17 protein-coding genes are annotated in these 19975 nt (G+C 61.6%); 1 reads left to right on the top strand and 16 read right to left on the bottom strand.

Annotated features, from left to right (window positions below):
* Positions 1 to 19 precede the first annotated feature (19 nt).
* The 11 genes from BLX89_RS08555 to BLX89_RS08505 form a co-directional block, all read right to left on the bottom strand.
* Positions 20 to 1576: a Do family serine endopeptidase gene (locus BLX89_RS08555; protein ID WP_075290224.1), complete on the bottom strand. Its 1557-nt coding sequence runs from the start codon at positions 1574 to 1576 to the stop codon at positions 20 to 22.
* A 227-nt stretch (positions 1577 to 1803) separates the two neighbouring features.
* Positions 1804 to 2268 carry a cytochrome c-type biogenesis protein gene (locus BLX89_RS08550; protein WP_075290223.1) on the bottom strand — a complete coding sequence of 155 codons (465 nt, stop codon included), beginning with the start codon at positions 2266 to 2268 and terminating at the stop codon, positions 1804 to 1806.
* Positions 2265 to 4247, bottom strand: a complete 1983-nt coding sequence (locus BLX89_RS08545; RefSeq protein WP_075290222.1) for a heme lyase CcmF/NrfE family subunit — start codon at positions 4245 to 4247, stop codon at positions 2265 to 2267. Before BLX89_RS08545 ends, BLX89_RS08550 begins: the two co-directional genes overlap by 4 nt.
* Complete coding sequence (ccmE, locus tag BLX89_RS08540; RefSeq protein ID WP_075290221.1) at positions 4244 to 4696, bottom strand: cytochrome c maturation protein CcmE; 453 nt, start codon at positions 4694 to 4696, stop codon at positions 4244 to 4246. Before ccmE ends, BLX89_RS08545 begins: the two co-directional genes overlap by 4 nt.
* Positions 4693 to 5829, bottom strand: coding sequence for a c-type cytochrome biogenesis protein CcmI (gene ccmI / locus BLX89_RS08535; RefSeq protein ID WP_075290220.1), 1137 nt, complete (start codon positions 5827 to 5829; stop codon positions 4693 to 4695). The genes ccmE and ccmI overlap by 4 nt, the downstream gene beginning before the upstream one ends.
* Positions 5830 to 5919: 90 nt before the next feature.
* Positions 5920 to 6357: a hypothetical protein gene (locus tag BLX89_RS08530; protein WP_075290219.1), complete on the bottom strand. Its 438-nt coding sequence runs from the start codon at positions 6355 to 6357 to the stop codon at positions 5920 to 5922.
* Positions 6358 to 6583: 226 nt separating this feature from the next.
* Entirely contained in the window at positions 6584 to 7972 is a 1389-nt protein-coding gene (locus tag BLX89_RS08525) for a sensor histidine kinase (protein ID WP_075290426.1), read from the bottom strand.
* A 19-nt stretch (positions 7973 to 7991) separates the two neighbouring features.
* Positions 7992 to 8681 (bottom strand): response regulator transcription factor, encoded by a 690-nt coding sequence (locus BLX89_RS08520; RefSeq protein WP_075290218.1) that lies wholly within the window; start codon positions 8679 to 8681, stop codon positions 7992 to 7994.
* A 131-nt stretch (positions 8682 to 8812) separates the two neighbouring features.
* Positions 8813 to 9064, bottom strand: a complete 252-nt coding sequence (locus BLX89_RS08515) for a hypothetical protein (RefSeq protein ID WP_075290217.1) — start codon at positions 9062 to 9064, stop codon at positions 8813 to 8815.
* Between the two features lie 139 nt (positions 9065 to 9203).
* Entirely contained in the window at positions 9204 to 9410 is a 207-nt protein-coding gene (locus BLX89_RS08510) for a hypothetical protein (RefSeq protein ID WP_075290216.1), read from the bottom strand.
* A 12-nt stretch (positions 9411 to 9422) separates the two neighbouring features.
* Complete coding sequence (locus tag BLX89_RS08505; RefSeq protein ID WP_075290215.1) at positions 9423 to 11504, bottom strand: baseplate megatron protein TIM-barrel domain-containing protein; 2082 nt, start codon at positions 11502 to 11504, stop codon at positions 9423 to 9425.
* A gap of 233 nt (positions 11505 to 11737) precedes the next feature.
* On the opposite strand from BLX89_RS08505, the gene BLX89_RS08500 reads away from it, so the two are divergent.
* The gene (locus tag BLX89_RS08500; RefSeq protein ID WP_083637387.1) at positions 11738 to 15037 is read left to right on the top strand and encodes a DEAD/DEAH box helicase; all 3300 of its coding nucleotides are present in this window, start codon (positions 11738 to 11740) and stop codon (positions 15035 to 15037) included.
* 161 nt (positions 15038 to 15198) lie between these two features.
* Here BLX89_RS08500 and BLX89_RS08495 read toward each other — a convergent pair whose 3' ends face one another.
* The 5 genes from BLX89_RS08495 to BLX89_RS08475 form a co-directional block, all read right to left on the bottom strand.
* Positions 15199 to 16851, bottom strand: coding sequence for a phage head closure protein (locus tag BLX89_RS08495; RefSeq protein WP_075290213.1), 1653 nt, complete (start codon positions 16849 to 16851; stop codon positions 15199 to 15201).
* Position 16852: 1 nt separating this feature from the next.
* Positions 16853 to 17422 carry a head-tail connector protein gene (locus BLX89_RS08490; protein ID WP_075290212.1) on the bottom strand — a complete coding sequence of 190 codons (570 nt, stop codon included), beginning with the start codon at positions 17420 to 17422 and terminating at the stop codon, positions 16853 to 16855.
* Positions 17423 to 17575: 153 nt separating this feature from the next.
* Complete coding sequence (locus tag BLX89_RS08485; protein ID WP_075290211.1) at positions 17576 to 18838, bottom strand: phage major capsid protein; 1263 nt, start codon at positions 18836 to 18838, stop codon at positions 17576 to 17578.
* Complete coding sequence (locus tag BLX89_RS08480) at positions 18835 to 19407, bottom strand: HK97 family phage prohead protease (RefSeq protein WP_075290210.1); 573 nt, start codon at positions 19405 to 19407, stop codon at positions 18835 to 18837. The genes BLX89_RS08485 and BLX89_RS08480 overlap by 4 nt, the downstream gene beginning before the upstream one ends.
* A 115-nt stretch (positions 19408 to 19522) precedes the next feature.
* Entirely contained in the window at positions 19523 to 19840 is a 318-nt protein-coding gene (locus BLX89_RS08475; protein ID WP_075290209.1) for a DUF6107 family protein, read from the bottom strand.
* Positions 19841 to 19975: the final 135 nt, after the last annotated feature.

Below are 19975 nucleotides of genomic sequence, written 5' to 3'. Positions count from 1 at the left end.
TCAAAAAAAGTCGAGCGCCTTAGCCCTGTGCATCGATCGGCAGGGCCACGAAGCGGCTGCCGTTTTCGGCCTGGATCTGGAACAGTGCCTTGGTCCGGCCGTCCTTACGGGCATCGGCGATCACCTTCAGGATGTCGTCGGCGGACTTGATCTCCTGGTTGTTCACCGAGACGATCTTTTCGCCTTCCTTCAGCCCACGATCGCCCGCATCGGATTCCGGATCGACCGAGGAGATCGTCACGCCGTTGCCGTCATCCGAAGGGGAAACGGTAACGCCGAGATCGGCAAGCGCCTTTTCAGAGGCCGGAGCGGTATCTTCCTGGCCCTGGTCGGGATCGGCCGCGGCCTGCTGCTCTTCCTGCGGCAAAGTGCCGACCTCGAGCTTCACGCTGGTTGCCTTGCCGTCACGCCACAGCGAGACATCGACGCTCGTGCCCGGACGGAGCGCGCCGATCTTGCGGGCAAGCTCGCGCGGGCCCTTGACCGTCTCGCCGTTGACGGCGGTCACGACGTCGCCCTTCTTGATACCGGCCTTTTCGCCGGGCGAGCCGGCCTGCGGCTCGATGACGAGCGCGCCGCTTGCCTCGGCCAGACCAAGCGAGTCGGCGATATCCTTGGTCACCGGCTGGATTTGGACGCCGAGCCAGCCACGCGAGACCGTGCCGTCCTTCATCAGGTCGGCGACGACATCCTTGGCAACCGAGGCCGGAATAGCGAAGGCGATACCGACGTTGCCGCCCGACGGCGAGAAGATCGCGGTGTTGATGCCAACGACTTCACCGGAGAGGTTGAACGTCGGACCACCGGAGTTACCACGGTTCACGGCAGCATCGACCTGGAGGTAGTCGTCGTAGGGGCCGGAGCCGATATCACGGCCACGGGCCGAAACGATACCGGAGGTGACCGTACCGCCGAGACCGAACGGATTGCCGACAGCCACGACCCAGTCGCCGACGCGAACCTTGCTGTCGTCAGCCCAGTTGACGTAGGTGAACTTGCGCTTGTCATCGACCTTCAGCACGGCGAGGTCGGTACGGCTGTCCTTGCCGATCAGCTTGGCATCGAGCTCGGTGCCGTCGTTCAGGACAACGGTAAAGGCGGAGCCGTCGGAGACAACGTGGTTGTTGGTGACGAGATATCCGTCCTCGGTGATGAAGAAGCCGGAGCCCTGTGCGGTCGGGCGCAGACGGCCGGGGCCGGGCTTGCCGAGATGCGGACGCTCTGCGCGGCGCTCGCCGCCGTCCGGGCCGCCGAATTCACGGAAGAAGCGCTTCAGCGGGTGATCGTCGGGCAGCTGGTCGAAGCCGGGGCCACCGAAATCGAAGCTGAAGCCGTTCGAAGCATCGTCGGAAACCGGATTAGCCCGGGACTGAACGCGCACGGAAACGACGGCCGGGGAAACGGCATCGACGACATCGGCAAAGCTCGGAACCTGCGGGGCTTCCACCTTCACAGGTGCGGCAAAGGTATAGTTGACCGCAGCGGGAATACCCGTCGACAGCATGACCGCCGCGAGACCGGCGACTGTCGTTGTCTGCAGCACGGTTTTCAGGGAGGGACGCGAGGGTTTGAACATTGGTTTTGCCTTCTCTCTTCAGCTACGGATCGCAACGGGAAAAGCGATCGTTGGGATAAGAGATAGAGCGCGCCACCTTACCGATGAATGTCCGAGGCATGAATTTTTGGTAATGTAGGGACAAAGCACTGCGAAATTGCCCGTTGCTCCTGAAGGCTCAGGAACGGAACATCAGCAAACAGCTGAAACGGCAGGATAAATCGCTTTGATCCCGCGCGTCCGGCAGCTCAACGCACGTCCTCTTTCAGAAGGGCATCCAGCCGTGCCTTCTCGTCTGCCGAAAGCGATGTCCCCGTCACCTTGCCCCTCTTGCGCCGCGCCGCAAAAAACATCACGCCGGCACCGATCAGCAGCAAAGCGGCGGGCGTGCCCCAGAGCAGCAGTGTCTTCGTCTCGAATCGCGGTTTCAGGAGCACGAATTCGCCGTAGCGCGAAACGACATAGGCGATCACCTCGTCATCGCTGTCGCCATCGGCGATGCGCTCACGCACAAGGACGCGCAAATCCTTTGCGAGTTCGGCATTGGAATCATCGATCGACTGGTTCTGACAGACCATGCAGCGCAGCTGAGCCGAAAGTGCCCGCGCCCGCGCCTCCAGCGCCGGGTCCTTCATCACCTCATCGGGATTGACGGCAAGCGCGGGCATCGCCGACAGGATTAGAATGATAAAAAGCGCCAGCCGCCGCATCATTCCGCCGCTCCCATCGCAAGCTTCGCCTTCGCCCGCTTCGGCACGCCGACCCGCAGGCGCCGGTCGCTGAGCGATACCGCACCGCCGATCATCATCAGGACGGTCCCGAGCCAGATGCAGAGAATGAACGGCTTCCACCAGATGCGGATCACCATGGCGCCGTTCGGGGCGGGATCGCCAAGCGAGACATAGAGTTGACTGAAGCCAAAGGTGCGGATGCCGGCTTCCGTCGTCGGCATGCGCCGCGCCGTGTAGATCCGCTTCGAAGACCAGAAGTCATCGACGACCACGCCGCCTCTGAGAATATCGAAATGCGCCGCTTCTTCGGTGTAGTTCGGCCCCTGGCCTTCGCGCATGCCGTCGAAGCGCAGCGTAAAGCCGCCGGCCTCTGCCGTCATGCCCGGCTTCATCTCGACGATCGTTTCCGTCTCGTAAGCCGTGACTGCCACAATGCCGATCAGCGTCACGCCAACGCCGGCATGCGCAAGTGCGGTCCCGAAGGACGAGCGCGGCAGGCCTTTCAACCGCGCCCACGCCGTTGCCAGCGGCAGCTTGCCAGAACCCGACCGCAGCACGATATCCGTCACCGCGCCGCCGATCATGTAAATGCCGAGCCCGATGCCGGCCGCAGCCATCACCGGCCCACCATAGCGCGCGTAGAACACACCCATCGCAACGATAAGCCCCGCTCCGATCGCCGCAAACAGCCGCTGCGCGGCCCCCAGCAGATCACCGCGCTTCCATGCCAGCAGCGGGCCGAAGGGGACGGCCACGAGCAGAGGCAGCATCAGCAGGCCGAAGGTGATGTTGAAGAAGGGAGGACCGACGGAAATCTTGGCGCCGGTCATCGCCTCGAGCGCCAGCGGATAGAGCGTTCCGGTCAAAACCGTCGCCGTCGCGGTCGTCAGGATCAGGTTGTTATAGACCAGCGCGCCTTCGCGCGAGATGGGCGCAAACAGCCCGCCCGCCTTCAGCCGCACCGCCCGGAAAGCAAACAGGGACAAGGCCCCGCCGATGAAAAGCATCAGGATAATCAGGATGAAGACGCCGCGTGTCGGATCGGTCGCGAAGGCGTGTACCGATGTCAGCACGCCGGAGCGCACAAGGAAGGTTCCGAGCAGCGACAGCGAAAACGTCAGGATCGCCAGCAGCACGGTCCAGATCTTCAGAGCCTCGCGCTTTTCCATCACGAGTGCCGAATGCAGGAGCGCCGTTCCCGCCAGCCAGGGCATGAAGGAGGCGTTTTCCACCGGGTCCCAGAACCACCAGCCCCCCCAGCCAAGCTCGTAATAGGCCCAGTAGGAGCCCATGGCGATGCCGGCGGTCAGGAAGCTCCACGCGGCAAGCGTCCAGGGCCGTACCCAGCGCGCCCAGGCGGCATCGATCCGCCCGTCGATCAGGGCGGCAACGGCAAAGGAAAAGCAGACGGAGAAACCGACATAACCGAGGTAGAGCAGCGGCGGATGGATCGCAAGGCCGACGTCCTGCAGCACGGGGTTCAAATCCCGTCCCTCGCCCGGCGCCGGTATGATCCGCGCAAAGGGGTTTGAGGTCAGCAGGATAAACAGCGCGAACGCTGTCGCCACCCAGGCCTGAACGCCCAGAACATTGGCCCTGAGCGTATCCGGCAGGTTTCGCCCGAAGACGGCGACCAGAGCGGAGAAAAACATCAGGATCAGCAGCCAGAGCAGCATCGATCCTTCATGGTTTCCCCAGACACCCGAATATTTGTACAGCAGCGGGATCATCGAGTGGGAATTCTCCCACACATTGACGACCGAGAAATCCGATGTCACATGCGCATAGGTCAGCGCGCCGAAGGACAGCGCCAAAAGACAGAAACTCGCGATCGCCGCCGTCGTGCCGCTTTGCATCAGGGCGCGTTCACCGCGCCACGCGCCGATCACGGGTAACAGCGATTGCAGGATCGAGGTGGCAAGCGCCAGCACAAGAGCGTAATGACCAAACTCAACGATCATCGGATCGTCTCCTTGCCGCCCAGCGAAACGCCCTGTGCCTTGAGCCGGTCGGCCACATCCTTCGGCATGTAGGTCTCATCATGTTTGGCAAGCACGGTATCGGCAACGAAAAGTTTGCCCGCCGGATCGAACGCCCCCTCCGTCACGACCCCCTGCCCTTCGCGAAACAGATCAGGCAGAATGCCGGAATAGGTCACCGGCACTGTGCCGATGGTGTCGGTGACGACAAAGCTAACCGTCTTCCCCTCGCCCCGCTTCACAGAGCCGTTTTCGACAAGCCCACCAAGCCTGATGCGGGTGCCGGGCGCGATCTCGGTCTTTTCCAGATCACCCGGAACGTAGAAATAGGCGACAGACTGGCTGAAAGCGAACATGACCAGCAAGACCGCCGCCAGCAGAAAGCCGACACCGCCACCGATAACCGCCAGTCTCTTCTGCTTGCGCGTCATTTCACATCCTTGCCGGCGTCGATGCCCAATTCGCTGGCGAGAGCCAGCAGGCTGCGTCCTTCTTCGCTTCCGGCGGGAAACGCCTGCAAACCTTGTCGCAGCGCCTCGGCTGCATCCGCCTTGCGATCGAGCACCGCATAGGATCGGATGATCCGCATCCAGCCCTCGAAATTGTCCGGGTCCTGCTTCAGCTTTTCGGCAAGGCTCGAAACCATGCCCTCGATCATCGCATTCCGGTCGGCTCCGTCCATGGCCTGCGCCGCCGCCACATCGGCTTGCGTGGGATTGCCGGGCGCCTTGTCGTTCTGGGCGACGTCACCGCCCAGTTCCGCCAGATGGCTGTTGACCAGTGGCAGCCACGGCGCGTCCTTCGGCGAGGAACGGACAAGCGCCTCGAAGGCGGTTCGGGCCTCCTCGGTCTTGCCTTGCTGCTTCAAGGCCAGCGCCAGATAATACTCCGACCGTGGATCGTCCGGCGCCATCGCCAGTGACTGCCTCAGCGCATCCTGCGCCTCGGTCGTGATCAATCCGCCGGAAAGCGCAATCAGACTTTCCGCGTAACCGGCGAGCCGCATCGGCGTCGGCCCGAGAATCCGGATCGCGTTCTGATAGGCCGCGCCAGCATCCTCGATCCGCCCCTCGCGGTAATAGATCGGCGCCAGCAAATCCCAGCCCGCCCCATCCTCCGGGTTCTGCACAAGATGCTGCTCGGCCTTGGCAATCAGGATATTGATGTCTTCGCCGGGGTTGGCAAGACGCATGGCAAGCGGGGCGTCCGGCAGATCCGGACGGCCCGTCGCCAAATAAAGACAGAGCCCGAGAAGCGGCAGGAAAACGATCACCGCGGCCTGCGCGATACGGTTCGCGCGCCGCCCTGAAACCGGAGCCGTCGCTTTCACGGCTTCGTTGGCCGCCAGCAGGCGCCGCGCCACCTCTGCTTTTGCAAACTCGGCCTCATCTCCGGAAATCAGTCCATTCGCCTGATCGCGCTGCAGCTCGGCGAGCTGATCGCGATAAACCTCGACGTCATGGGATTGCGGAATATCGGTCTGGGCCTCAGCCCGCATCAGTGGCAAAAGCAAAGCGACGGCAACAGCCGCCGTCAGAACGGAAACAACGATCCAGAACAGCATGGCGCTCAATACTATGCGCCCCCTGGCTTTCCAACTGGAAAACCCATTCTGACAAAAACTTGAGGCGTTTCGCCGCAAGCGTGAAGCAGATCAGGTCAGCGGCGTCCAGGTTCCGTCGGTATTGCGGCAGGCAACCCCGCGCACGACATTGCCCTGCCCCTTTGCGGTGATCGTGTGGCTATACTGGCGGCAGTTCTGCGAGCCAACCTGATAGGGTGCCGTCGCAACGACCGCGCCGGAAACTCCCGAACCTTCCCATGTCACCGGTTGTCCGCCGGGTGCTGCTTCCAGTGCCCTGTATTCGGCTTCCAGGGCCCGCTGACGATCCGCCTGGCTTATCGACAGGCTCGCTTCCTTGCCGATGATCCCGCCGCCGAGCGCCGCGATATACGACGACGAACCGGTCGCGGCCTGTGCGGCGCCGCCTTTTCCAGTCGAAGCGCAGCCGCCAAGCAGCAATGCGCAGCCGAGCAATACTAAGCCGGCCTGGGCAGTGGTCGATATCGTCAAACAGGCGTTCTGGTACATGATGCGGGACTATCCAGCTCTCGCGTTTGGTGTCGCGGTTATCATCATACGTTCGGCCATTCCGGCAAACGCACGACTCCGTGACTCCTCGTCTTTTTGCATTTGCTCAGCAGGCAGGCAACCTTTGATCCATGGGGGTCCGGCATTCGCACAAGCTTTTGCTTATTTTGCCGGCAACCCTGTCAAAAAAGTCACGCTTGCCCCCGACACAAGGTTGCGTCGCGGCTCAACTGATCCCAGGCAGAATCAACTGAGCCCTCAAGCCACCGATTTCCGCCCTCGAAAGCCCCAGCTTGCCGTGATATTCCCCTGCAATTTCCTTGACGATCGAAAGGCCGAGCCCCGTCCCGGGTTTGCTCTCGTCCAGCCTTTTGCCGCGCTTGATCGCCACCGCGATCTGGTCGGGCTCCAGCCCTGGCCCGTCATCCTCGACATCCACGGTAATCCAGTGCCGACGCCCGGGATCACCGCCCTGGATATTCTCTTCGGCCGGATGTGCGATGATGCGAACCTTCGTGTCGGCATAGCGCGCCGCGTTGTCGAGCAGGTTGCCGACGGTCTCTTCCACATCCTGTTGCTCCATGGCGAGCATCAGCCCGGGCGGAGAGACGGAAAGTTCGAACGTCTTTTCCGGATGCAGCCGTCGCATGACGCGCACCAGCCGCTCCAGCGCCGGCTCCACCTCCATGCGCGCCAGAACGCTCTCGCGTTGTGCGGCAATTCGCGCCCGGTTGAGATAGGATTGCACCTGCATCTGCATCGCATCGGCCTGGGTCTTGACGAGATCGCCATGCGGCGCCTCCAGCACCCGCGCCTCGTTGATCAGAACGGCGATCGGCGTCTTCAGCGAATGGGCGAGATTGCCGACCTGCATGCGCGCCCGTTCTATGATGCGCCGGTTGCTGTCGATCAGCGCATTGACCTCGCTCGCCAGAGGCTGGATTTCGCGCGGAAACTCTCCGTCCAGCCGCTCGCTCTCGCCGGCGCGGATTTTCTCCAGCGACCGGCGCGCCTGATCGAGCGGCCGCAGCCCGAAGAGAATCGCCAGCGCATTCATCCCCAGCCCGCCGAAGCCGAAGATCGAAAGCGCCAGATAGAGATTGCGGTTGAAGTCGTTGATATCGCTTTCCAGCACATCGCGGTTGCCCGCGACGCGAAACCGGGCCGTATGCCCCTGAATGTCGAGAACGACTTCCGTCTCGGCCACTTCCACCGAATTCCCGAAGGAATCGGTCGTGGTGTAGAACCGCTCATAACGGATATCGAAAGGCACCTCGTCTACGCTCGGGATCGGCAGCTTGCCGTTGCCCAGCGAAGTCGACATCAGCGTCGGCGTGTCGAACTCGCCGATCGGCTCGACGATCCAGTACCAGCCCGTCTGCGGCTGCGAAAACCGAAGATCTCCCAGCTGCGGACTTCCGGCCAGCACCGTCTTGTCGTTGACCACGACGGAGTTGATGACGTTGTAAAGCTGAGCCCGCAGGAGATCCTGAAACCCGCGCTCCGAGCCCTGTCGATACAGTGTGGAAATCACCACCCCGATCACCACCAGCGCTGCCACAGCCCAGATGGTGGAGACGAGAAGAACGCGCGCCGTCAGCGATTGCGGTTTCAGCATATCGGCCAGTCCCCGCTCAGGACTTAGAGCCCTTCTCCACAAGCGCGCCGGGTGGCTGCATGCGGTAGCCGAGCCCGCGCACGGTCTCGATCAGATCGTTGCCGATCTTCTTGCGAAGCCGACCGACAAACACTTCGATGGTGTTGGAATCGCGATCGAAATCCTGATCGTACATATGCTCGACAAGTTCCGTGCGCGACACGGCCTGCCCCATATGGTGCATCAGATAGGAAAGCAGCCGAAATTCATGCGAGGTGAGCTTGAGCTGCACGCCATCCACCGTCGCCTTCGAAGCCTTGGTATCGAGCCGCACCGGCCCGCAGACGATTTCCGAGCTGGCATGCCCCGCCGCCCTGCGGATCAGCGCCCGGATACGGGCCAGCACTTCCTCGACATGAAACGGCTTTGCGACATAGTCGTCGGCGCCCGCATCGATACCCGCCACCTTGTCGCTCCAGCGGTCGCGCGCCGTCAGGATCAGCACCGGCATGGTCTTGCCCGCCCCACGCCATTTTTCGAGAACGGTAATGCCGTCCATCTCCGGCAAGCCGATATCGAGGATCACGGCGTCGTAAGGTTCGCCGTCGCCGAGATAATGCCCTTCCTCGCCATCGAACGCCTGATCGACGACATAGCCCACCTCCTTCAGCGCCTCGGCGAGCTGGCGATTGAGATTGATGTCGTCTTCGACCACGAGAATGCGCATGAAAGGATTATCCTCTATTCCTCTGCAATCGCCCTGTTCGTGCGGAGCGGCAGAATCACGAACCCTGCCTATTCCATCGCGCTAGCGGGATTATGCAAGCCCTCAACCTGCTCTGGAAGAGCAATGCGGCATTACATGGGCACACGCACCGTCACCTTCTTCGGCCGGCCACCATTTCCCGGGATCAGCACGGTCACGACGCATTTGCCGTCGGACGTCGGCTGGGCTGAAAGCAATTCACCGCCCGTCTCGGCAACGACCTGTGCTGCGGCCGCGCTGCAATCCCCATCGACGGTAACAACCTTCGATGGCAGATCGAGCGCAGGCGGCGCGAATCCGGAAAGACCCGCTGCAAGCGCTGCTATGATCAAGGGTGAGGACATGAAAGCACTTTCAAGGCTGACGTTTCTTGCGATTTTAATAAACCATACTGTCTGAATGGCAAATGAATGTCAGGTTACAACGACTTCACCTGATTTGACAGGAAGTCTCAAGTGGCCTCCCACAGCGTTTTGGGTCCCGTCAACGCACCCTTTTCTGAGCCGAAATCCGGCCATAGACGGCGATAACGCCGCCGACAGCAGCCGCGATCGTTGTCAGTGCGTCAACGATCTGCTGCTGATCTTGCGCTCCGAAGTCGAAGCCCGCCAAATTCGCGCAGGAAGCGAATATTGCCACCAGAGCGCCCCAGATCGTCTTGGAACGATACCAATCCTTCGGTTCCATCATGCCTGCCTCCGTTTACAGTTCCACCAAAGCCTGTGCCGAAACACCGAGCGACACCTTTTTGCCCACCTGCCGCACCCGAAACGAGATGGCGTCCTGCGCGGCTCCGAAATCCGCCATTTCGCTCGCAGCGGAGTATAGGAAGCTGGGCGTCGAGACGTCCGTCCGCCGCCTGACGCTCTCTCCGTCCAGAATATCGATGCGATAACGCTCCTCCGGCTCGTCCAGCGCGATGTCACCATCCAGCCAGTGATCGGCATCCTGCCGCGCGCACCGCACCCAGCTCAGCCGGATATCGCCGCCGGGCAATCTTTCCGCTCTCAGATGCACCGGAGCGACCGGCGTCTGCGCCCGCAAACCGCCGGCAAAGACGATCGGTCCGATGGCCGCTTCGCCTGTCGCCTCGGCGAGATAGTTCAGCGGCCGTCCCGCCTCGTCCAGTGAGAGCCCGATCGGCTTTACCGCCCCATCGAGCAAAACGATGGCCGCACCGGTACCGCTTCCCGCCATCATCGCATCGCCGGTGCCATGCAAACCGCGCAACAGGCCACGCACCTGCCATTGCCCGGCGGAAACCTCCTCCGCCTCCAGAAAGCTGATGATTTCCCAGACACCGTTCGCGGCCTCGACGGCGACGCGGTTCTGACCGCCCAGCACCGCGATCCGCGGCGCGGACGACAAACCGCCGAAGTCGAGATTGAGCAAAAGCGGCTGCGACCAGTCGAAACGACCGGTGACACCCGGCCCCAGGGGCGCGGCCAACATGCCGGTTTTCGCCGGCCTGTCGAAACGCTGCCTTGCCGTGTACCCTTCCGTCGTTGCCGAAGACGAGAGAACGACCGGCCGCCATGGCCGGGCAAACATCGCCGCCCGCGCAAAGCTTGCCGGCTCGCCCCCATCATACTGCGGCAGGTCCATGAGCAGCATGATGGGCGAAAACCCATCGGATGCCTGCCGTGCCGGACGGAGTCCCGCGTTGTCCGTTTGACCAACGCCATTGGCGGAGGGCTGAAACGCCCGCGCCTCGGCACGGCGCTTTTTTCCATCCTCGATCCGCTCGACGATGAAGAGCCCCGCCGGCCCATCCTCGAACGTCACGACATCGCCCGGCTCCAGAGCCAACGCCGATGGCGAAAGACTGAACCGCACCTGCCGCCGCCCGGCCTGATGGTCCTTCAGCGCGTCTTCGACTGTTGCGGACGCCATTCCCTCATGCAGCACCGCCGGCGGCGAAAGCCGCAAGACCCGATCGCTTTTCGCTCCGGTTCTTCGCGAGCGTACCGTCGCCTGACCGTAGTCGGCCGTCGCATCGAAGAAATCGATCAGCGCCTCCCCGGCATAATCGCTGTCATGCTCGCGTGTTTCCTCAAACTGCGCAGCCTCCCCATCCTCCGCCAAAATCTCGATATGCTGCGTCCGGGCCGCCAGCTTCAGCCGCGAGCGGAAGCGAAGCACGCCGCCATACTCCACCGCATCGATCGACAGCGCCTGCATCAGGGGCTCCAGCACATCCCGCGCGGACGCCTGCTCCGCCTGCACATAGCCAGTGATATCTCCGGTGACCGCGGACGTATCGGCCCCTTCAAACCCATGGTCCGCCAGCACAGCCTGAATGATATCGCCTGCGGTAGAGGCCCCCAGTCGTCCGTTCAGCCAGTGGCCCGTGCGCCAGTTACCGCCATCCGCCCAGAGATCGGTATTTTCAGGAAAAGCCGGCACCGGCCGCGCATCCCAGGTCCAGACGAAAAGATGATGCGGATCAACCGCCCCATCGACCTCCCGCCAATGCGCGTGATGCGCCTCAAGAAACCGCCGCTGCACGAGATCGCAGCGCCCACCGCTGGAAAAATAGGGAAGCGCGTTCTCCGACGATTTCGGATCGACAAACACGTTGGGCTGGTTCGCCCCCTTGTCGATCGCCGGACACCCCACCTCCGTAAACCAGATCGGCTTGCCTCCCGGCACCCATGGGCTCGGCACGGACAGTTCCACGCCGCCGATCCGGTCATGATGAAGGCTCCCCCACCAGCCCTCCAGATCCTTGTAACGATAGACCCAGGTGTGGCTTCCTGTATCCCCTTGTGAGCCTACGACCAAGAATCAATGACTTAGAAGCCGTGTTTCTGGCATTCCTTACCCTGCTTTCTGGCATACCTGCGTTGAAGACACCGACTTTCTGGCATTCCCTTGTGAGGTCAGCGGGTATTGAACGCGGCTTGATAATGCCTTGTCTTGTCAACAAGTTTGCCGAGCATTCGAATCGAATTGCCCGCATCTAAATCCGACATTACCATCTGACGTATCGAGGTGCGCGCAGACTCGGAGGACAGGTGGACACATTATTCAAAGAGGAACTTGAGTTACTGCTTCCAGCGCAGTTCGAACTGGCGGGAAAAGTGCATGGAGCCGTTGTCCGCAAGGTGAAGCACCCCAAGCGGATGGTCTCGCTGACCGCAAACGAATTCACCCGAAATCGTCTTCAAGGGGTGTTTCTTCGATCCCTTGACGGGCAGCGGGAGATCGCTGTTGTTCCGAGAAAAACTGATGTCCAACTAGATGCAGCGGAGGTCCTCCGCCATCCCAAGGCCTCGTCGCTCACTGCAATGCGCTCGTCGTCTCAGGTCGGCGCATGGGTGAAACCCGTGGCTGCGGAGCCGATGATCATCGGAGTTCCTGACTTCGAAAAGGAATTGGCCGCGATCCGACAATCCTGGCGCGGTGCCTTCAGTTACGACGAAGAACTCGTGATCGATGGAGTCGTTCATCAGAAGGGGCTCCGCACCCCACAGATCGGCGCGATACATGCTGCCCTTGGCCACTGGACCTCATCGAGCATTCCAGCCACGATAGTGATGCCGACGGGGACTGGTAAAACCGAGACCATGTTGGCGCTGCTCGTCGTTGCTCAAATCAAGCGGCTCTTGGTCGTCGTCCCTAGCGACGCCCTTCGCACGCAGATTTCGGAGAAGTTCTTGGAACTCGGTGTTCTGAAGGATTGCGGCAGCGTGTCTGCTACCGCCAAGCTCCCAGTCGTCGCTACACTCGAAGAAGTCCCGAAGACTGTGGAGGCGGTGGACGACATCTTCCTCCGTGCGAACGTCGTGGTCACTACCATGGATGCGGTAGCCAAGGCGGACGTGGCAATTCAACAACGTATGGCGGAACTTACAAGCCACCTCTTCGTGGATGAAGCCCATCACATCGGCGCGAGGACCTGGCGAGAATTCAAAGCCCAGTTTGCCGACAGCCTTGTTCTCCAGTTTACGGCGACGCCGTATCGAACGGACGGCCGGCGTGTCGATGGAAAGTTCATCTACACATATCCCCTGAAGAAAGCCTTTTCCGAAGGCTACTTCAGGAAAATCCACTTCAAGCCCGTGTACGGCCTCGACAGAGAAGCTGGCGACGAGCAAATCATTCTTGAAGTCAGAAACACTCTTCGCAACGACGAAGAGCAAGGCCATATTCATCTCGCGATGGCCAGATGCAGGACGATCGAGATCGCGACTAAGCTTCATGCGCTCTACTGCCGGATGACCCCAGAGTTCAATCCGCAGGTTGTTCACAGCAAGCTGTCTGCGAAGGCGAAGGCAGAGGTCCTCAGGAAGCTTCGCGCCCGCGAGAGCAGGATCATCGTCTGCGTTGACATGCTTGGCGAGGGCTTCGATCTTCCCGATCTGAAGGTCGCGGCGCTGCACGACAAGCACAAAAGCGAGGCAATTACCGTCCAGTTCGTGGGAAGATTTACCCGCACCCGTAAAGACCTCGGCAACGCAACGGTCATCGCCAACGTCGTCGCCGCTGGCATGAAGGAAAGCCTTCAGGCGCTATATGCCGAAGACGCGGACTGGAACTTCATTCTGGAAGGACTCGGAACTCGGAACACCGCTCGAGAGGAGCGTCGGCAAGAAGTGTTCGAAGGTTTCGACGAGCTTCCAGCCACCTTCCCGCTGGAACAACTAAATCCTCGGCTTGGTGCCGTCGTCTACGAAACTTCTTGTGACCGATGGGACCCGAGCAAGATCGAGGAAGCTTATACGCCTGGTTGGATCATCGATGGCCCGTCCATCAACCATGCGGAGCGCTTAGCGATTTGGGTTCTTCGCAAGGAGGAGAAGCTTCGATGGACGCCGCTGAAGCAACCTGTAGACACCGCCTATCACCTTTATGCCTGTCATTGGGATGACGAGCGAAATCTCCTATACGTCAGCAGTTCGGACCTAAGCGACTTGCACACCAAGCTCGCTGAAAAGATCGCTGGAACGGACGTAAAGAGAATTCGCGGCAATCAGGTCTTCAGGGTTCTCGACGGATACAAGCGCCTTATACTCAGCCACCTCGGCCTTTCAGAAGCGGTCAGGAAACCAATACGGTACTCTCAGTTCATGGGGACCGATATCGCGCCGCAACTGACAGACGACCCCGCGAACCGTGGTCGCATGAAGACCAACTTGTTCGGCCAGGGATATACGAGCGCTGGCAAGTCTACGATCGGCTGCTCCATGAAGGGGAAAATCTGGTCTTATGAGTCCGTTCACGGATTTGCCGGCTGGATCGATTGGTGCAAGGACGTTGGCAGGAAATTGCAGGACTCCACCATAACCGAAGACGGCATTCTCCGCCGCCTCGTGCAGCCCGTAAAACTTGACAGCCTCCCAGCGAAGCACGCGATCGCCATAAATTGGCCAGAGGCCATCCTTCATACAAACGATGACAAGGTCGATCTAACATTCGGGGACACGATCGTCCCGCTTTACGACTGCGACATTCGTATCGTCTCACAGACACCAGGTTCGGATATCGTCATGAGGGTCGGCAACGACACTCATTTCAATGACCTCACGATGACGGTAGACACTACGGGTGCGCACTATTCGGGAAACACTGACGGCGGCGTCCGCATCGGCAAGAAGACGATGGACCTTGTCGCGTGGTTCAAGGAAGACCCGCCGCACATCTACTACGCCGACGGAAACATGCTCTTGGCCTCCGAAATGCTCAAGCTTCCAGAGGACCATGCGCCTGCGTTCGATCCGGAAAAGCTGGTGCCGCGAGACTGGACTGGTATCGACATCAAGAAGGAGTCCCAGGGGAAAGGCAAAGACCCCAAGAGCATTCAACGCCGGGTCATCGACGAGCTTCTTCAGGCTAACGAATACGACCTGGTGTTTGACGATGACGGTGCAGGCGAGTCTGCGGACGTCGTGGCGATCCGAAAGGAGGGTGACGTTCTGAAAGTCGCGATGTTCCACTGCAAGTATTCGGGAGGACCGAATCCAGGGGCGCGCGTCGATGACCTGTACGAAGTCTGCGGCCAGACCCAAAAATCAATTCGCCGGCGGGAACACCCGGATTTGCTCCTAGCCCGTTTGCGAAAGCGGGAGGCCGACAGCCAAAAACGACGCGCGGTGACCAGGCTCGAAAAGGGAAAGATCACCGACCTTATTAACTGGCATAACCGCTGGAGCGAGTTCGACTATCGTTTCGAGATGACGGCAGTTCAACCAGGATACTCCAAAGCCGAGGCCATTCGTCAGCAGGACAAGGGACAGCTTGAGGTTCTTGCCGCGACCCAGTCTCTCCTCATGGATACGTGGGCCATCCCGTTTTCCTTTTATTGCAGTGACTGAGCTTTGAGCCGCCGCCCCGCTCGCGAGCGCGGGGCGGCGGCTTTATGACCGCTAGCCGTCAAGCCACGACGGATGCGGTATTCCTGACGCCCGCTCGGCAGAGCGCGCGAACCTCTTCGCCGCCAACATGGCCACGGACGAAAAGCTGGGCGGCGAGCAGATCAAGCTGCACCCGCCTTTCCGACAGCATCTCCAAAGCCCTGTCGAACTGCGCCTTGAGGCGCGCGTCCACGAGCCGACGAAGATCGGGGTCCCGGTCTCTGAGGTATTCGAGCGGACGCTCGCCCTTCCCGCTGGACGTCGCCTTTCAGTTCGGCGTCGCGGAGATGATGCTTCAGGATGGCCCCCCGCGCGACGGCGTCCGGCAAAGGCACCTCGATGACCTTCTCCAGTCTTCCCGATCTCAGCAGGGCGCGATCGATCCCCGATGGATTGTTGGTCGCGCCGACCACCACGACGCCTTCCCTGCCCTCGGCGGGGTCTAGGCATTCCAGCATGCCGTTGATGGCCTGCCGTCGATAATCACGATGGTGGTCGTCCCCTCCGCCTTCGCGGTCTCCGAAGCTGTCGAACTCGTCGACGAAGAGGATCGACGGGGCGTTCCGCTTGGCCTCGGCAAAGGAAGACCTCATCGCCTTGAGGAAGTCTCCGAGATGACCGGCCGCCTGCCAGCGCGCAGCGGACGCGACGACCAGGTTGACATCACACGTGTTCGCCAGTGCCTTCGCAAAGCTGGTCTTCCCCGTCCCCGGAGGACCATGGAGCAGCATGCCTCTGTCGACGTCTTCCCATTCCAGTTCCCCTGCCTTCCATGCGCGCAGGTCCTCGGCAAGCTGCAGACCCCAGGTCTTGGCATCTCCATACCCCGACATGCCTTCCAGACCCGGTCCCTTTGGCTTCACCGGGACGGCGTCGGCTTTCGCCTTCTCGAACTTCATGCGCTTGAGATGGCGGACGACACTGGCGACTGGCCGGTTGCCCCGAACGACAGCTGCAAGGACATCGAAGGAGAACTCGGTGAAGAACTCGGCGATCTCAGGCGTAACGCCGCGAAGCCCGACATCCCGTGCGGCCGCCATGAAATGCACCGGCGTTGGCGGTTTGATCTCCCTCACGATATCGGCAGACGCGATGGTCTCCAGCGGAACGTGCTCGAGCTTCTCGGTGACGAGGACGATCTGACGTCCATAGCGGTATTGCTTGAAGACCGTACTGGCATCGACGGCCCGGTCATACAGCGCGACGACGACCGCGAGTTCGTTGAAGGCCTCGTCGATCGGCATCGGCTCGGCGATCAAAGCATGGGCCGCACGTTTGTAGAACTCGCATGTACCCTCAGGAACGTGAAGGATGGCTACGAAGGCCGCTTCTCGGGGGACGAGGAAAGGGCGAAGGGCATTGGTCGTGCCGCATCTTGCCGCGGCGACGACAAAGCTGGCGGTGACCTTGGGTCTTTTGATCTTTTCCAGGGGCATCTCGGGAGTCCCTTCCTCCGTGCAGCGGCAGACGAGATACCGTCCGCTCTCGTCGGGATCGTGCACTGCCTGGACCAGGAACCGCCGCGCGCCCTTGGCGAGCCGCATTCCGGAAACGAGGTCGTCGCGGTACCGGACAAGGATTTCGTGCGTCACCGTTACCTGCTGCAGGCCGCCTGCCTCGCGCATCACCGCCGAGACCGGTTCGATCCGTGCCCAGGCACCGCCCACCAGTTCGAGCCCGCCGATCTCGCCGCCCTGCCCATCCGAAACCAAGACCGGCCTCTCGATCTCGATAGACGCGCTGAGCGCGCCCGGATCGAAGAACACGCGCCCCATCTCAAAGCCCCCGCCGCCGGAACGGCGCGATCAGCCGCTCGTAACCGGCCGGCACCGCCGCCGGCTGATTGTCGGGCGCCACCGCCCCGCGAAACTCGTAGAGAAGGGCAATGTGCAGCAGCAGCGCTCGCTTCAGCGTATCCGGAACGTCCGCGCCACTCGCCCCGAAGCCTGCGGTGAAATCGATCTCGATCCCGTTCAGCGACTGGCCCGGCCGCACCCGACGCGGCAGCATCAGCCGGGCCGGATGCGCCCGCCCGTCCAGCACCATGCCCGTGGTATCAGCTTCGGAAGCATCGCCCAGATCGTCATAAACCGTAACGACATCAATCGTTTGTACCGGACTTCTCCCGATCTGAATCACCGGCCCGTCCGGCCAGTCGTCAAGATAGAGGCGAAAGCCGGCCGTCATCAGCACCAGCCCCGTTTCCCGCTCCAGATATTGGCGAGCAGCCGTGATAGGCCCGGAAAGCAGGTCATCCTCGGCGCTGCCGGAAAGGCGCAGATGCGCCTTCACCTCGGCAAGCGTCAGCGGCTCGCCATCAGGCGGCGTCAGTTCGGCAATGGTCATGGAAATCTCCACGGTGTCGATAAGGGAAAGGCGGACGCGGCGGGAGGGAAGCCGCGTCCGCCCGGACGGCCGCCGACAGGGAGGGTCAGCAGCCGAATACATCAGACCCTTCTAAAAGAAGCGCCGCGTTGGAAAAGATCAAGAGGTGAAAAATCAGGAGGCCGCGAATTTCACGAGCTTAATCGCCTCGAAATTCTGCACCCCGCCGCCGACACGTTTGGTCGTGTAGAACAGCACATAGGGCTTGGCCGAATAGGGGTCGCGCAAAACCCGAACCCCCGTGCGATCGACGACCAGATAGCCGGCCGCGAAATTGCCGAAGGCAATGGAGAAGCTGTTGGCCGCAATGTCTGGCATGTCCTCGGCCTCGGCGATCGGAAAGCCCATCAGCGAGGCCTGCTGTCCGGCAGTCGCCGGCGGCCGCCACAGATAGTTGCCGTCGGCATCCTTGAACTTGCGGATTTCGGCTTGAGTCTTGCGGCTCATCACGAAGCTCGCATTCTGCCGATGTCCCGCCTTCAGCGCATAGATCGTATCGACCAGCGTGTCGGAAGGCCCGGATGTCTTGAAGGCACCCGCCGCGCCCGTGGCGATGTAGCCGATGTTGCCCCAGCTCCAGCTGCTTTCGGCAACATTGGTGTATGCGAGAAACCCCTTCGGCTTGTTGGTCCCGTCACCGGAAACGAAGGCCGTCCCCTCCTGCTCGCCAAAGGCGATATCGACTTCCGAGGCAATCCAGCTTTCGATATCGACCGCCGCGTCGTCGAGAAGTGCCGCCGTCGCCGCCGGCATGGCGTAGAGTTCCATGGTCGGGAAGGAAAGTTCGGCCAGCTGCGGCGTCGTGGTCTGCGGTCGCGCCGCCGTTTCCGCCACCCAGCCGGTTGCCATGCCGGCCAGCGCAAACGGCTTCTTCAGCACAGCGCCCGAAACTTGCCGCACCGTCGCCATGGAGCGGATCGGCGACAGCACCGAAAGCCTGCGGCCGATCTCGCTGTCGGTTTCGTTCGGCACCAGATAGCCGCCGTCGCTGGCCGAGCCGATCGAAAACGCCTTGGCCTCCAGCGACCTCAGCGCCTGCTCGTCACCCCGGCGCACATAGCTTTCGAAGGCCGCCTTATGCTCCTCCGCTTCAGGCGAAAGGGTATCGTCGCGGCCGAGCGCCGGCCGCGCCTTCTTCAAGAGCATCTGGTCCATGGTGCGCTTCTGCTCATCCATGGCGCGGGAGATGCGGTCCATCTTGTCGCGGGTCACGACATCGGCCGTCAGCTTGCCCTCGATTTCGGCGAGCCGGCGTTCGTTGGTCTCCTTGAAGCTTTCGAAAGCCCCCATGAAGTCCTCGAAAGCCGCCGTTATCGTCTCCGGCACATGCTTGGTTTCCGGCGCTACCTTGAGCGTGGTCATCGCAGTCTCTGTCATCGGCACATCCTTCCTTGGGTTTTCATCATCCGGGCCGCCCGGCGCATGCCGCGCACGAGCTCCGTTTCCGTGTCGCGGAACCACCGCGCATTCTTCACGTTCGAAACGCGGGCAGAGGGCAGCATCGGAAAGGTGACGATCGAGATCTCCCAGAGATCCGCCTCCAGAATGCGCCTGACACCGCCCTTGTCCGTCTTCGCCTTCACCGTCTGGAAGCCGATGGAAAGCCCGTCCAGCGCCCCGTTCTTCATCAGCTGGTGCACCTCGCGCGCCCGCTCGACGCCCGGCGCCAGCACGCCCTCGACATAGAGCCCCCGCGCATCCTCGCGAATGGTCTTCCAGGTCCCGAGCGGCTCGGCCGGATCGTGCTGGAACAACATCCTCACCCCGCTCGCTCCACGCCGCGACAGGGATTGCGCAAAAGCCCCCGGCTCGATCGCATCCTTGCCGAGATCGATCTCGCCGAAGACGCTGGCATAGCCGGAAAACCGTCCCTCGCCGGTCACGCCGGCAAGGTTCAAATTGGCAAACTTCTTCGTCCGCCAGACCGGAAGGCCGTCGGTTGTCATTGACATCTCCATGTTTGAAATGTGCCGCTCGCGCCCCTCTCCCCCCTCTTGGGAGAGATGTCAGCGCAGCTGACAGAGAGGGGGCCACCCGGCAAAAACCATCGTCTGAAAGCCCTCAGCCCCCACCCTTGCCAAACCGCGCCGCAATGCGCGCCGCCGCCCCCAGCACCCACCAGGCGCAAAGGCTCGCCGCCGCCGAACCCGCCAGCAGGATTTCGCCACCCGAAATCTGCCCGCCAATCCCAAGCCGGCTGACGAGCCACAACCCCGTCGGCGCCCCAAAAATCATCCCGCAGGCCATGCCGGTAAAAAACCGCGACACCGCCTCCTGCCGGCTGCGCGGCAGCATATAGACAAGCGAGACCGCCGCCCCCGCCACCGAGCCCAGCACATTGGCGGCCCACAGGCCGGGATCATTACCGATGTCAGCCATTTGTTAAGCCTCTCCGACTAGTATGAAATCTCAATCCAGGCCCGCGCCCAAACGCGCCAAGGCCCCGCCCGCTACCCTTCCCGCAAGGTCATGCCGCAGCGTGAGCTTTCCGATTTCCTGAATCTTTGGAATCCC

This window comes from Pararhizobium arenae (genome assembly GCF_001931685.1).
Classification (GTDB): domain Bacteria; phylum Pseudomonadota; class Alphaproteobacteria; order Rhizobiales; family Rhizobiaceae; genus Pararhizobium; species Pararhizobium arenae.
Note: the sequence above shows the minus strand (reverse complement) of the source record. Positions and strands in the feature narration are given on the sequence as shown.